General features: G+C 63.9%; 11 protein-coding genes. 9 read left to right on the top strand and 2 right to left on the bottom strand.

Annotated features, from left to right (window positions below):
- Positions 1 to 39: 39 nt before the first annotated feature.
- The 5 genes from AC0VX3_RS23455 (at position 40) to AC0VX3_RS23435 (ending at position 6,597) form a co-directional block, all read left to right on the top strand.
- On the top strand, positions 40 to 1,827 hold the full coding sequence (locus tag AC0VX3_RS23455; protein WP_475522543.1) for a sensor histidine kinase: 1,788 nt from the start codon (positions 40 to 42) through the stop codon (positions 1,825 to 1,827).
- Complete coding sequence (locus tag AC0VX3_RS23450) at positions 1,824 to 3,221, top strand: sigma-54-dependent transcriptional regulator (protein ID WP_475522542.1); 1,398 nt, start codon at positions 1,824 to 1,826, stop codon at positions 3,219 to 3,221. The genes AC0VX3_RS23455 and AC0VX3_RS23450 overlap by 4 nt, the downstream gene beginning before the upstream one ends.
- Before the next feature lie 263 nt (positions 3,222 to 3,484).
- The gene (locus AC0VX3_RS23445) at positions 3,485 to 4,501 is read left to right on the top strand and encodes a C4-dicarboxylate TRAP transporter substrate-binding protein (RefSeq protein ID WP_475522541.1); all 1,017 of its coding nucleotides are present in this window, start codon (positions 3,485 to 3,487) and stop codon (positions 4,499 to 4,501) included.
- Between the two features lie 84 nt (positions 4,502 to 4,585).
- Positions 4,586 to 5,230: a TRAP transporter small permease subunit gene (locus tag AC0VX3_RS23440; protein WP_475522540.1), complete on the top strand. Its 645-nt coding sequence runs from the start codon at positions 4,586 to 4,588 to the stop codon at positions 5,228 to 5,230.
- Entirely contained in the window at positions 5,227 to 6,597 is a 1,371-nt protein-coding gene (locus AC0VX3_RS23435; protein WP_342891134.1) for a TRAP transporter large permease, read from the top strand. Before AC0VX3_RS23440 ends, AC0VX3_RS23435 begins: the two co-directional genes overlap by 4 nt.
- A gap of 75 nt (positions 6,598 to 6,672) precedes the next feature.
- Here AC0VX3_RS23435 and AC0VX3_RS23430 read toward each other — a convergent pair whose 3' ends face one another.
- A complete protein-coding gene (locus AC0VX3_RS23430; protein ID WP_475522539.1) occupies positions 6,673 to 7,254 on the bottom strand; it encodes a DUF805 domain-containing protein in 582 nt (193 codons plus the stop codon).
- 247 nt (positions 7,255 to 7,501) lie between these two features.
- The gene (xseA, locus tag AC0VX3_RS23425) at positions 7,502 to 9,070 is read right to left on the bottom strand and encodes an exodeoxyribonuclease VII large subunit (RefSeq protein WP_475522538.1); all 1,569 of its coding nucleotides are present in this window, start codon (positions 9,068 to 9,070) and stop codon (positions 7,502 to 7,504) included.
- Positions 9,071 to 9,243: 173 nt separating this feature from the next.
- On the opposite strand from xseA, the gene AC0VX3_RS23420 reads away from it, so the two are divergent.
- From AC0VX3_RS23420 to AC0VX3_RS23405, 4 genes are all read left to right on the top strand, one after another.
- Positions 9,244 to 10,002, top strand: coding sequence for a 16S rRNA (uracil(1498)-N(3))-methyltransferase (locus AC0VX3_RS23420; protein ID WP_475522537.1), 759 nt, complete (start codon positions 9,244 to 9,246; stop codon positions 10,000 to 10,002).
- Between the two features lie 4 nt (positions 10,003 to 10,006).
- A complete protein-coding gene (locus AC0VX3_RS23415) occupies positions 10,007 to 11,773 on the top strand; it encodes an adenylate/guanylate cyclase domain-containing protein (protein ID WP_475522536.1) in 1,767 nt (588 codons plus the stop codon).
- 158 nt (positions 11,774 to 11,931) lie between these two features.
- Positions 11,932 to 13,305 carry a glutamate--cysteine ligase gene (locus AC0VX3_RS23410; protein WP_475522535.1) on the top strand — a complete coding sequence of 458 codons (1,374 nt, stop codon included), beginning with the start codon at positions 11,932 to 11,934 and terminating at the stop codon, positions 13,303 to 13,305.
- Positions 13,306 to 13,454: 149 nt separating this feature from the next.
- A complete protein-coding gene (locus AC0VX3_RS23405) occupies positions 13,455 to 14,243 on the top strand; it encodes a DUF937 domain-containing protein (protein WP_475522534.1) in 789 nt (262 codons plus the stop codon).
- Positions 14,244 to 14,373 lie beyond the last annotated feature (130 nt).

The raw sequence follows: 14,373 nt of genomic DNA, 5'->3' as shown, positions 1-14,373 counted from the left end.
TATAGGTGGCGGCACCGGAAAAAATGCGCAATATGGGGCATGTCGAAACGCTGGCTCTATTTTGCGCTGCCACCGCTCGTGATCGTGGCCGCCGCCTTTGTGGTCGTTCAGCTTTTCCTGGAGCTGGACGAGGACAGGGTCGACCGCAAGGCGGCCGAGCGTCTGACGCTCTACCGTCAGACGATCCTGGGCGAGTACCAGAAATACCGTTACCTGCCCTACATGATCGCGCGGGACCCGCGGGCGACCGCCGCCCTCGGCCTCGGCCGGCCTGTCGAAAGCGCCAACCGGTTCCTTGAGGAAATGGCGGCGAATTCCGGCGCCGACCTGCTCTACGTCATGAATGGAGACGGGACTACGCTGGCCGCGAGCAACTGGCGCGACGACCTGTCTCTGGTCGGTCGCAACTACGGATTCCGGCCGTATTTCAAGTCCGCGATTCAAGGTGAGGAGGGCCGGTTCTTCGCAATCGGCGCCACGCTGCTTGAGCCGGGACTGTTTCTTGCCCGGCCGACGCCGGTCGCGGGCGCGCCAAGGGGCGTGGCCGTGGTCAAGGTCGACATGGGGCCCCTGGAGGACGCCTGGGCCGAAGGTGGCGAGACGGTGTTCGCCTCCGATGCGAACGGCGTGATTTTCCTGTCGAGCCAGCCGGAGTGGCGCTATCGCACGCTCGACGCCCTGCCGGACGACGTGCGCCGGTCCATCGAGAGCACACGGCAATATGGCGACCAGAGCCTGGAGCCGGTGGGCGAGCAGCCCGCGCAAACTCTGGAACAGCTTCAGATCGACGGCAAGGCGTATCGGCACAACACCGCAAAGGTCGGTCTTCTCGGCTGGACGCTGCATTTTCTCGTGCCGGTGGAGGAGACGCGCAAGAGCGTCCTGCCCATCTGGGCAGCCGCCATCACGTTCTGTCTCGTCTATGCAGTCATCGTCCTGATGCTGCGCGGCCGCAGGCTGCGCAAGGCGTCGGTGCTGCTGCGCCGGGAATCGGCGAGCCTGAAGGAACTGAACACCCGTCTCGTCGACGAAGTCCAGGAGCGCCGCCGTGTGGAACGGGAACTGCTTGAGGCACAGCGCGGGCTTGCCCGGTCGAACCGGCTGGCCGCCGTCGGTGAAATGTCGGCGGCGGTCGTGCATGAATTGAGCCAGCCGCTGGCCGCCCTCAGGATGTTTGTTGCCGGCACGCGCAAGTTTCTGGAAAAGGGCGATACGGAAACGGCTGCGGAAAATCTCGACGAAATCGACTCCCTGCAGATGCGCATGGCCAGTCTCACGCAGGAACTCAAGCGGTTCGCCCGGCCGGGAGAAAGCCGGATCGAGAAAACGGATCTCAGGGAATGCGTCAGGGTGGCGGAGAAAATCGCACGTCCCCGGTTTGAGGAAACCGGCGTGTCCCTTGAACTGGATCTGCCGGACACCCCGCTGGAGGCCGAAACCGCCCCCCTCAGGATCGAGCAGGTCCTGGTCAATCTTCTGCGCAACGGAGCGGATGCGGCGGCGAGTGAGGACCGCGGTACCGTCACGCTGTGTGCGGAGCGTCAGGACGGTCAGGTGATCGTGCGGATCTCCGACAACGGTCCGGGCATTCCGGCCGATCTGCGCGAGCGGGTTTTCGATCCGTTTTTCTCCACCAAGGCCAGTTCCGGCGGCATGGGCCTCGGTCTGGCGATTTCGATCCGTCTCGCCGAGGACCTGGGCGGTGGCTTGTCAGTCGGGACGAACACCCCTAAAGGAGCTGTGTTCGAGCTTGCCCTGCCGGCGCTCACACCCGCACAGGCCGGGCATGCCCCCTCGCCGGAGCTGAAATCCGAAGCTGCTGAATGACAGATACCCTTCCGAAAGTTCCCGTCCTGATCGTGGACGACGATCCCTCCATGCGGGCGGCGCTCAGGCAGTGGATCCGGCTGGCCGGTTTCGAAACGCAGGAAGTTGCGGCGCCGGACCAGGCCATGGCCCGCCTGACGCGGGACTTCGCCGGCTGCGTGGTCTCCGACGTGATGCTTGACGGCGAGGACGGTTTGTCGCTGCTGCGGCGGATCGGGGAGCTGGATGCCGGCCTTCCGGTGGTGTTGATCACCGGCCATGGCGATGTGCCGATGGCGGTCGAGGCGATGCGATCCGGAGCCTATGATTTCATCGAAAAGCCTTTCGATCCCGAACACATTGCCGAAGTGGTTCGCCGGGCTTGCGAAAAACGCGCGCTGGTGATGGAAAACCGCGCTCTCAGGATGCAGCTCACCGATACCGCCGGGCTCGAGAGCCGGCTGATCGGGGCCAGTCCGGCAATGCAGGCGCTGCGCCGGCAGGTTCTGCATTTCGCCAACACGGACGCGGCTGTGCTGATCATCGGCGAGACCGGAACCGGCAAGGAAGTCATCGCCCAGGCCTTGCATGATTTCAGCCCGCGCAAGGATGGGCCGTTCGTGGCCATCAATGCGGCGGCGCTGCCGGAGGCCATGGTCGAGGCGGAATTGTTCGGCCACGAGGCAGGCGCCTTCACGGGTGCGGACCGCAGACGGACTGGCCGGATCGAGGCGGCCGGCGGCGGCGTGCTCCTGCTCGACGAGATCGTTTCCATGCCCACCTCCCTGCAGCCCAAGCTGCTGCGGGTGCTGCAGGAGAAGAAGGTCGACCGGATCGGGGGCACGCGGCCCGTGGATGTCGATATCCGCCTGATCAGCGCCGCCAACATCGAGCCCGAGGAGGCCGTGCGGTCCGGCCGGCTGCGCGAGGATCTTCTTTTCCGCCTCAACACGATCGAACTGCGTGTGCCGCCGCTGCGCGAACGCGGCAGCGATGCGCTGCTCCTGTTCGATACGTTCGTCAACCGGTTCGCCGTCCGCTACAGCCTGGATGCGCCGGCGGCCAGCGCGCGCGACGAGGCGTTCCTGCAGACCTATGCCTGGCCGGGCAACGTGCGCGAACTGCGCAACGCGGCAGAACGTTTCGTGCTCAACGCACCGGTCAGCCCGCAGCCGCTTGAGGCGTTGGTGACGGGTCGGCAGGATCCCGGTCCATCGCCCGTGGACGGTGGACTGAAGGACCTCATGGATGCCTATGAGCGCAACCTGATCGAAGGTGCGTTGCGCCGCCACGGCGGGCGCGTTCTGGACGTCATGCGCGAACTCAATCTGCCGCGCCGGACGCTCAACGAGAAAATGGCGCGCCTGGGCCTGAGCCGCGACCGATCCGGTCTGTCGGATACGGGCGAGGGCTGACTTTCGGCGAAATTTCGCCGACATGGCGTGACTGTCGGCAAGATTTTGCCGAGCTGCGCTGCAGCATTGTCAAAACCATCAGGGAAGATGCCCGGGATTCCGCAATTGAGGTGTTGTCAATTCGAACTGGCACGGGTCATGCTATGGGACCATCGACCTGATCCGGGCCTGCGGCATGAGAAGTGTCCAGGCTGAGCGACCAGGGAAATGAGCAGGGCCATGTTTCTCGTCTGAAGCATGGCCGATGATCTCGGGAGGATTGCATGCTCTTTTCACTCAAGTCCGCGACCGCTGTGTCCGCGGCTGCGCTGTCCGTTGTTTTTGCCACCGAAACCTTCGCCGCTGACGTGACCTGGAATGTGTCGCTGTGGGGCAAGCGCCGCGCCTTCACCGAGCATGTCGAGAAGCTGGCTGAAGAAGTGGCTGCGCGGACCGACGGGAAATTCGAAATCAAGCTCCACTACGGCGGTGCGTTGTCCAAGTCCCGTGAGAACCTTGACGGGATTTCCTTCGGTGCATTCGAGATGGCGCAGTTCTGTGCCTCCTATCATGCCGACAAGAACCCGAGCCTGACAGTTCTGGAACTGCCGTTCCTCGGTGTTTCGGATCTGGAAACCGAAGTGAAGGTCTCCAAGGCACTCTACGCGCACCCCGCCGTACAGGCCGACCTCGGACGCTGGAACGCCAAGCTGCTGATGCCTTCGCCGATGCCGCAGTACAACTTTGCGGGCAAGGGCGATGTGCCGGAGAGCATCGCGGACTTCGACGGCATGCGTGTGCGCGCGCTGGGCGGTCTCGGCAAGCTGATGGAAGCCGTCGGTGCCGTGCCCACTTCCGTCACCGCGTCTGAAACCTATCAGGCGATCGACTCCGGCACCGTGCAGGCCGCCGGCTTTGCACCGCATGCGCACCTGTCCTTCAAGGTGGTTGAAGTCGCCGACTGGTGGACCAAGAACCTCAATCCGGGCACCGTGCATTGCCCGATCGTGGTCAATATCGAGGCTTACGAGGCCCTGCCGGACGACCTGAAGGCCGCGCTGGACGCGTCCGTGGATCCGGCGATCGCGCATTACCTCGACACCTACGCGAAGGTCTACGACAAGTGGTGGCCCGAGCTGGAAAGCCGCGGCGTCACGCAGATCGAGTTTTCCGACGAGGAACTGGCCGCCTTCGCCGAAAAGGCCGGGCCGATCCAGAGCGCCTGGGTCGAAGAGCAGTCCGCCAATGGTCTGCCCGCTCAGGAACTGCTCGACATGGTCAAGAAGACCATCGCCGAATAAACCGGCACTTCCTGATTGACCTCATGCTTTCTGGCGCACATCCAAGGGTGCGGCGCCAGAAAGCCCTGCTCGGGGCTGACACTCATGATGACAATTGATCCCGGTAGCCGTTCCGCTTCGGAACGCCCGGTTACCTTTATTCGTTTCGACGGCTGGCTCAGCCACGTCGAAAACGCCTTCAACCTGTTCGCGGCCTTCTCGATCCTCGCCTTGATGCTGCTGGCCGTCGCCCAGGTCCTGGGCCGCCTGTTGTTCAACATGCCGGTTCCGGGCTTCATCGATATCACCGAACAGGCGATGGCGATTTTCGCCTTCGCCGGCGTGGCCTATTGCCAGCGCGTCGGCGGGCATATCCGCATGGAAATCGTGCTCGGCAAGTTGAGTGGCCGTACGCTTTACGTTTGCGAGATGCTTGGTGTCATCCTGATCGCCGTCACGGTCGCACTGCTCATCTGGGGGTCCTGGTACCACTTCGGCCGCTCCTGGGGGATCGGCGACAGCACCATGGACATACGTCTGCCGACCTGGCCGTCGAAGCTGATGATACCGGCGGCGCTCGGGCTGCTGTTCCTGCGTCTGCTCATGCAGATCTACGGCTATAGCCGCCTGGTCGCGGATCCGACGCGTGACGCGGTCGCCGTGCCGGTGATCGAGGGTGTCGAGGAACATGCCAAACACGAGATCGAGGAAGCCCTTGGCGAGGACACGGGCGAAGGAGAAGCCAGATGACGCCGTTTGATGTTGGCATCATGATGACCGGCGTCCTGCTGGTTCTTGTCGTGATCGGCGTGCGGGTCGCGTTCGCCGCTGCCTTTACCGGCCTGGTCGGCCTGATCGTGCTGTTCTCCATGAAGATGGGCTTCGAGCGCGGGTTTTTCGTGGCGCTCAAGATGGCCGGAACGATCCCGCATTCCAAGTCCGTCACCTACGCCCTGTCGGTCTTGCCGACATTCATCCTGATCGGTTTCCTGGCGTTCTACGCCGGTTTCACCAAGCAATTGTTCGAGGCCGCCAAACGCTGGCTCGGATGGTTGCCGGGCGGCATGGCCGTTGGAACGGTGTTCTCCACGGCCGGCTTCGCAGCCGTCTCCGGAGCCTCCGTCGCGACCGCCGCGGTGTTCGCCCGTGTGGCCATTCCCGAAATGCTGGCCGCCGGCTATTCCAAGCGGCTGTCGGCCGCCGTGGTTGCCGCCGGCGGAACGCTCGCGTCGCTGATCCCGCCCTCTGCCATTCTGGTGATCTACGCGATCCTGGTGGAGCAGTCCGTCGGCAAGCTTCTGATCGCCGGTTTCCTGCCCGGCGTGTTCTCCGCGCTGGTCTACGTCGGCATCATCGTGGCGGTCTCCGCCTGGCGTGGCGACGCTCCGGCGATCAAGGGCTACACCTGGAAAGAGCGTTTCGAAAGTGTTCCGGGCACTCTGCCGATCATCGCCGTGGTGGCGATCATCTTCTGCTCGTTCTTCTTCGGACTGGCAACGCCGACCGAGGCGGGGTCGCTCGGCGCCTTTGTGGTGCTTGTGGTCGCCTTTGCCAAAGGCATGCGCGGCCGGCAGCTAGGCCAGGCCTTGCACGAGACGGCAAAGCTCACCGTGATGATCTTCACACTGATCTGGGGCGTGCTGGTCTATGTGCGCTTCCTGGGCTTTGCGGGCCTGCCGGACGCTTTCAAGGACTTCATCGTCGCGCTCGAATTCTCGCCCTGGATCGTGATGATCTGCATCCTGCTGGCCTATGCCGTTCTCGGCATGTTCATGGATGCGATCGGCATGCTGATCCTGACCCTGCCGGTGGTCTATCCGGCGGTGATTGCGCTCAATGGCGGCGAAGGCGTTACGGCAGCGGACAGTGCCTTCGGCATGTCGGGAGAGGCCTGCGCGATCTGGTTCGGCATCCTGGTGGTGAAAATGGCGGAGCTCTGTCTGATTACGCCCCCCATCGGCCTGAACTGCTTCGTGGTTTCCGGGGTCCGGCCGGATATTCCGGTGCAGGAAGTCTTCCGCGGCTGCGTGCCGTTCTTCATCGCGGACGTCCTGACGATTGGTGGCCTTCTGGCCTTCCCGGCGATCATCACCATCCTGCCGGAACTGATGGGATAACAGGTCTGCCGAAACCGAAAAAAGACGCCGCCGGAGCCTGTCTCCGGCGGCGTCTTGCGTTGAACAAAGAGGGCGTCAGTCGAAGATGGCTGCCTGACTGCGGCCGGAGTCGAAGCGGTTCGGTCCCTGGGTTCCCGGAAAAAAGCCATTGACAACAAACAGATAGAGGGCGAAGAACGCGCCGATGATCGGGATGAACATGATCAGGATCCACAGACCGGAGGCATCCCGGTCGTGGCAGCGGCGGACTTCGAGGGAAAACAGGCAGACCGTCAGGGCGACGAACGCGAGCAGGTAAATCATGCCGGTGCCGGTGTCCATAAAGCCGCCAAGCACCGCCGCGGAATCGAGCTGGGCGCTGTTCGCCGGAAGGCTGCCGGCATAGGCGATGGCCGCGGCGATCATCAGGATGAAGCGGACAATGCCGATGCCCCAGTACTCCATTCGGCCGATGCGCCCCTGAAAGCTGAACAGCATTCCGAACACGGACCCGATGCCCGCCAGGGACATGCCGGTGCCTTCGTCTGCATCTGAGCCATAGCCGGGCGCGGCATAAGCCGGCGCTGCCGATCCGTACCGGGTTTGCGAATTGCCCCAGCCCGTCGCTGATTGCTGCGCCAGGCCGCGTTTTCCAAAGTGCTTGCGTGGTGTCGGCATCGATGCCCCCCGTCCGAAAGTCAATTGACAGAATGACATGACGTTACGATAGGTGGTTTAAGATTGGTGTAAGGGAATAGGTTAAAACCGACCGAAGCAGGCTGTGCCGCCAGGTTGCGCCGCCAGGTTGTGCGATTGGATGCCGGGCTGCGATCCGGCGCGGTGCCGCGCGCGCGACATCGTCGGTTGCCCCGGTTTGTCTCGCTCAGGTCGACTGCCGCTGTCGGGTGCGTCCGGTCGGCAGGTGTCAGAACAGGTCGCCCTGACCGGCAGGCTTGGGTTTTCCCGAGGCGGCCTTCTTCGGTCTGGCTTTTGCGGGAGCGGGCGTTTCGCCCGCGCCGGCGGCAACCGCGTCGATCGATCCGTCGGCCAGTTCGATGGAGAGGGCAGCGCCCGGAGCCACGGCATCTGCGGAGCGGACCGGATGGCCTTCGTCATTGCGGACAACCGCATAGCCACGCGCGAGCACATCCTTGTAGGACAGCGATTTGAGCAGTTTCTGCAGACCGTCGAGCCGGGCTTTTTCCTGGGAAACCCGTGCGACATAGGCCCGCTCCAGGCGCTCGCCGAGACCGGCGAGGCGCTCCTGGCCGAGCACCGTCTGCTGGGCCAGGCGGCTCGGCGTCAACCGCGCGGCCAGCGCGGCATAGGCCTGCCGTTTCTGGGCAACCGCGACCTTGAGCGCGCGTTGCTGGCGCTCGCTGTTCTGGACAAGGTCCTGGCGCGCTTTGCTGGTCAGGCGCGTCAGCAGCATTGGCGACAGGCGCCCGTGAAGGGTCTGGAAGTGGGTCCGGTGGGTCCGCGTGCTGACGATCAGCGAGCGTTCCAGGCTGTTTGCGAGATTGTCGAATTTCTGACGCGGCAGGGCGAGCAGGTCCTGCGGCTGGGGCAGCGCCGCACTGGCGGCCCGCAATTCGGTCCGGCGCCCGGTGACAAACCGCACCAGCCCGGAATTGAGCCGCCGCGACCGGTCGTCGACCATCGCCATCAGCTCCGCTTTCACCGGAACGGCGATTTCGGCGGCGCCGGTCGGGGTCGGCGCGCGCAGGTCGGCGGCAAGGTCGATCAGCGTCCAGTCGGTCTCGTGACCGACCGCCGAGATCAGCGGAATGGCGCTGTCGGCGGCAGCGCGCACGACGGCTTCCTCATTGAAGCCCCACAGATCCTCGATGCTGCCGCCACCACGGGCGACGATCACAAGGTCCGGGCGCGGAATTGATCCGCCGGGGGTCAGCGCATTGAACCCGCGAATGCCGTTGGCCACTTCCGCGCCGGACGTTTCTCCCTGCACCCGCACCGGCCAGACCAGAACGTGGATGGGGAAACGGTCGGAAATCCGGTGCAGGATATCGCGGATGACGGCGCCGGTCGGCGAGGTGACCACGCCGATCACCTTCGGCAGCGGCGGCAGTTTTTTCTTGCGGTCCTCGGCGAACAGCCCTTCCGCGGCGAGCTTTTTCTTGCGTTCTTCCAGAAGCGCCATCAGGGCTCCGGCGCCCGCGGGCTCGAGCGCGTCGATCACCATCTGGTATTTCGACTGTCCGGGAAAAGTCGTGATCTTGCCGGTGGCGATTACCTCGAGGCCCTGTTCGGGCTGGATCTTCAACTTGGAGGCGACGCCTCGCCAGATCACGCCGGACAGAACCGAGCGATCGTCCTTCAGGTCCAGATAGATGTGACCGGATCCGGGCCTGGAAATCCGTCCCAGTTCACCGCGCACCCGCACATAGCCGAATGTGTCCTCCATCGTGCGCTTGATGGAGAAGGAGATTTCGGAGACGGAGAACTCCGCGACATTGGACTGGGATTCGCTCAAGCAGGTGATTCCTTCTGACCGGAGAAAACTGGCTGCTTGCGGGCGAAGGGTCAAGAGCCGGCCACAGGCATGCGGACTGGTGACGGACCGCCCGGGGCAAAGAAGACGGTTCGTATGTCGCGGAACCGGCCGATCCGCCTTGAATCCCACACAATCGCGGCTACGGTCTGCTCATGGCCAAATACGAGTTCAACATGCAAAGACTATTCCTGCGACACATCCTTGCCGACGGTGCACGCATCGAGGCGGATCGCGGTCAGGCGAACTACCTTTTGAATGTGCTGCGGCTCAGGGACGGCGATTTCGTGCTTGTCTTCAACGGCAGTGACGGCGAATGGCTGGCGAAGATTTCCAGCAACAGCCGGCGCGATTGCACGTTGCAACTGGTCGAACGCCTGCGCGAGCAGACCGCGCGGAACGACCTGATCTACATGTTCGCGCCGCTCAAGCACGCTCGGCTGGACTACATGGTGCAAAAGGCCGTGGAGATGGGCGCCGGCAGCCTGAAACCGGTGATGACCCAGCACACACAGGCAAGCCGGGTCAATCTTGAACGCATGGAGGCCAATGTGATCGAGGCCTCCGAGCAATGCGGCGTGCTCTGCGTCCCCGAGGTTCTGGCGCCCCAGCCCCTGCAGGAGGTCCTGGACGGCTGGCCGGAAGCGCAACCCGGCCGGCGGCTGCTGTTTTGCGATGAAGGCGAGGGCACCGACAACCCGCTGCTGGCACTGGCCCAGATGAAGGACGCAGGTGCGCCGCCCCTCGCGGTTCTGATCGGACCCGAAGGCGGCTTTTCCGAAGAGGAGCGGGACAGGCTGCGCAGCCTGGACTTTGTCACACCCATTCCTCTCGGCCCCCGTATCCTGCGGGCAGACACGGCGGCGGTTGCCGCGCTCGCCATCATCCAGGCGACCCTGGGCGATTGGAGATAGGCCCATGACCCCGGAGGTCCCGCCGAAGCAGGAGCCGGTCACCGGCAGTGGCCGCAACGCCGGGGTGGAGGAACGGGACAAGCAGGGGGACGGCCCGCCCGGCCGCAAGGGCCACCTGCGGGTCCGGTTGCCTGTCGGCGTGACGCTCGGCCTGGTCTTCTCTTTGCTGCTCGTGCTGATCTGCGGCATCATCATTACCTACATGGCCGCGGCGGACCGGCGTATTGCTGGACGCCTGCTGGACGAGCAGGGCCTCGCCGTCCTGAACGGCAACGAGGCGGTTCTGCAAGGGTTCTTCGCGCAACAGGAACTGCTGTTGCGTTCGTTCGCGGCCCATGTGGCGGTGACCGGAAACCGGCTCGGCGACACGGATCTGGAAGTCTACGGCAAGCTGTTGCCCGAGGGCGCGAGGCTGGAGCTCGGCGGCACGGTGACGGCGGACGGCCCGGCCGGTCGGCTGTCCCCGCTGCGCTGGTTGGAGTTCCGCCACCTGGACGGGTTCCGGACCGGTGTCATGTCAGCGGACATTGACCTCGGCAACGGCCAGGTGCTGTCGGCTCACTATCCCCAGCCGGTCTTCGCGGCACTCGCAAAAACCATGGAGTGGGAGGGCCGCCAACAGGTGTTTCTTCTGGCCGGGCGGGACCGGGCGATCGTGGTCGGCGGACTTCCGGAAAGCGCGTTTGCCGCAAGCGCCGATGCACCGTTGCCTGCCCTGGGCAGCCTGACCGGATCGCCGCTGCATCTCATCTGGAAGGACCAGGACAGGGCTTTCGACATGAGCGGCGGGATCTCGGGCAGGGTCTTTCCGGGGTTGCAAAGAATGTTCACGGCGATCTTCACCGAAGTGCAGTCGGGCCCGGCGGCGGGATGGACCCTGGGAACGCTCTATCAGGCGGCCGACTTCGGCGCGGCCCTGGACCAGACCCAGATCGTGCTCTACGCGGCACTGGTGGCGCTGGTCGTCGGGGCTGTCCTGTCCTTCATTGTCGGCCGTCTGCTCGGCCGCCCGCTGAGCAGACTGGCCCATGCCGCCGCGCAGATGCGGACCCTGGAGTTCGCGGCGTCAGAGCGGCTGCCGCGGTCCCGGCTCGTGGAACTGGACGATGTCAACCAGGCCTTCAACGGGTCAATCGGCGCGCTCAACGCCTTTGCGAAATACGTGCCCCGGCAGCTTGTCTCCCGGCTGGTCGAAGAGGGCATGACCAGCACCCGCAATATCGAGATCAAGGAAATGACGATCGTCTTCACCGATCTTGCCGGCTTTACCGATCTGGCCTCGCACATGAGCGCGGAAGAGACGGCTTCCTATCTCAACGGCTATTTCGAAACCGTGTCGGAGGCCATCTCCGAGCGGCACGGCACGATCGACAAGTTTCTCGGCGACGGCGTGATGGCGTTCTGGGGCGCGCCCTCCGACCAGCCGGATCACGCAGCCCTGGCGATCGCGGCGGTCAGGGCGCTGGCCGAGCGGATCGCGCAAATACCCGCAGAGACCATGCGGGTCCGGATCGGCGTTCACACGGGCAAGGTGGTGGTTGGTGACATTGGCTCGGCGGCGCGCATGAACTACACCGTCATCGGCGACGCGGTCAATGTGGCCGCGCGTCTCCAGGAGCACGGCAAGACGGTCGATCCGAAGGCGAAGGTCATCGCGCTCGCCAGCGCGGAGACCATGCGGCACCTGCCGGAGGGCGCGCATGCGACCAGCCTCGGAACCGTGCAATTGCGCGGACGCGAGGAACCGTTATCCGTCTTCAGAATAGCGTGAGATCCGCCCGCCGCCGTTTCCTTGCTTGCAATCTTGTTTCAGCACTCCTAAATCACCGAAGCTTAAAAGCGTTCGTCTTGCGAACGTGCCGGATCATAGCGGTTTGCGGGCGTTGCAACGTCTTTGCTGAGGCGCCGCGCAGAATTTAGGACGGTTACATGGCCCGCGATACGGTCGACTCCACCCCGATTGAAACGGTTGCCGATCTGGCAGCCACGCTCGAGGAGGGGAGCAAGCCGGAAGAGCGGTTCCGCATTGGCACCGAGCACGAAAAATTCGGTTTCTGCCTGAAGGATCTGACCCCCATCCCCTATGAGGGCGAAAAGGGTGTGGAAGCCGTGCTCACCGGGATGGAAAACCTGACCGGCTGGGAACGGATCGAGGACGCCGGCAAGATCATCGGTCTGGCGGACGACCGGGGCGGCGGCGCCATTTCCATCGAACCGGGCGGTCAGTTCGAATTGTCCGGCGCGCCGCTGGAAACCCTTCACCAGACGTGCCGGGAAGCCAACCAGCATCTGGCCCAGGTGCGCCAGGTGGCCGAGCCGCTCGGCATCGGTTTTCTGGGCATCGGCATGACGCCGACCTGGGCGCGGTCCCAGATGCCGCGCATGCCCAAGTCCCGCTATGACATCATGACCAACTACATGCCCAAGGTCGGATCGCTCGGCCTCGACATGATGTACCGGACCTCGACCATCCAGGTGAACCTGGATTTCTCCTCCGAAGCCGACATGGTCAAAAAGATGCGCATCGGCCTGGCGCTGCAGCCGGTCGCGACCGCCATTTTTGCGAACTCTCCCTTTACCGAAGGCAAGCCGAACGGCTTCAAGTCCTTCCGGGGAGAGATCTGGATGGACACGGACGCCGACCGCACCGGCGATCTGGCCTTCGCCTTCGAGGACGGCTTCGGCTTCGAGCAATATGTCGACTGGGCGGTCGACGTGCCGATGTATTTCGTCAAGCGGGGGCAGACCTATCACGACGTCACCGGCACCACCTTCCGGCAGTTCATGAACGGCGCGCTGGAGGGCAAGGTGCCGGATGCGACGCCATCGATCGGCGACTGGAACAACCACCTGTCGACCCTGTTCCCGGATGTCCGCCTGAAGAAATACATCGAGATGCGCGGTGCCGACGGCGGCCCGTGGCGGCGGATCTGCGCACTGCCGGCGCTTTGGGTCGGTCTTCTCTACGACAAGGGCGTGATGGATCAGGCCTGGGAACTGGTGGCGGACTGGACCCACGAAGAACGCGCGGCAATGCGCCGCGACGTTCCGAAAACCGCGCTGGAGACGCCATTCCGGAACGGCACGGTCCTGCATGTCGCCAAGGACGTGCTTGGGCTGGCGCAGGAGGGTCTCAAGCGCCGCAACCGTCTCAGCGACGGTGATCTGGACGAGCGGGTGCATTTGGCGCCGATCGAGGAGGGGCTTGCCTCCGGCATGTGCCCGGCCGACATTCTCCTGCAGCGCTACAACGGCTCCTGGGACGGTGACATCACCCAAGTCTTCCGCGAATACGCCTATTGAGACAGTTGGCAAGGTCACCGGCGTGATTGTGAGGGGACAGCCAGGTGCCGGACAAACACGCGAATTGACCTAAAGCCTGCAAAGGGCCACTCTGCTTGCCCATGGCCTGTTTTCTCAAGGCCTTGCAATTGCGAACCCGGAGCAGGGCAATGACAGGCGGCGAGACGGCAGCTCCCCCATTCGACATTTTCTCCGTGAGCGAGGATGTCCGGAACCGGTTTGGCTGGTCGAACGAGGACCTCAACCGGGTGATGGAACAGCTCATGCCGGCGGCGCTGAACGGGTTCCGCTATTTCGGCAGCACGGTTCCGGGTTTCACCGAGTTTCTGGGGCAGTCGGCGCCCCTGTCCGGCAGTCCGCAATTGCCGTTCGCCGGATATTCCAACCTCTTCCAGACCCCGTCCGAAGCCGCGTTGACACCGTTTTTTGGTCCTGAAGCGGTGCAACAGGCTCTGGCTGGCCAGGTTTCGGTCCTGACCGGGCTGCAAAGCGGCGCCATACAGGAGATGATGCCGGTGGCGGCCACCCTCGCCATGGGCCAGATCGCACGTCCCTTCGTCCAGGGCGAAGCGCGCAATCTTCTCGATGCCTACTTGCGGGGATTCGCGAGAGGCCGGCCCAAACCGCAGCCGAGCCCGATCGACTATCTTCAGGGCTACGCCAATGCCATGCAGTCCTTCTGGGGCGCTTTCCTGCAGCCGGCCAGCATCGTTGAAAAACCGGCCGGGCACGACCCGGAACCGCTGGAAGAAGACGCGCTTTCGCCAGAAAACGTCGACGAGGCCGGGAACGAAGACGACGGCCCGGAAGCCGAAGCAACCGAGCTGGAAGGCATGGTGTCCGACTGGATGTCGGCCGGGCGGGATTTCCAGTCCAGCCAGTTCAAGGCGTTCGACAGCTTCTTTGAAAAGGCGTCGAAGGACTACCGCACGGACTAGGTCTGCTGGCCGGTGTTTCGGACCGAGCCGGTTCCGGATTCTGATAAGCTTCTCAAAAAAAAAAGGCCCGCCAGGGATGGCGGGCCAGTTGTGTCAGCAAGGCTGCCGACAGGGGCTGCATAAAACTATC

It is taken from the genome of Roseibium sp. QJM3NY_11 (assembly GCF_056173175.1).
Note: the sequence above shows the minus strand (reverse complement) of the source record. Positions and strands in the feature narration are given on the sequence as shown.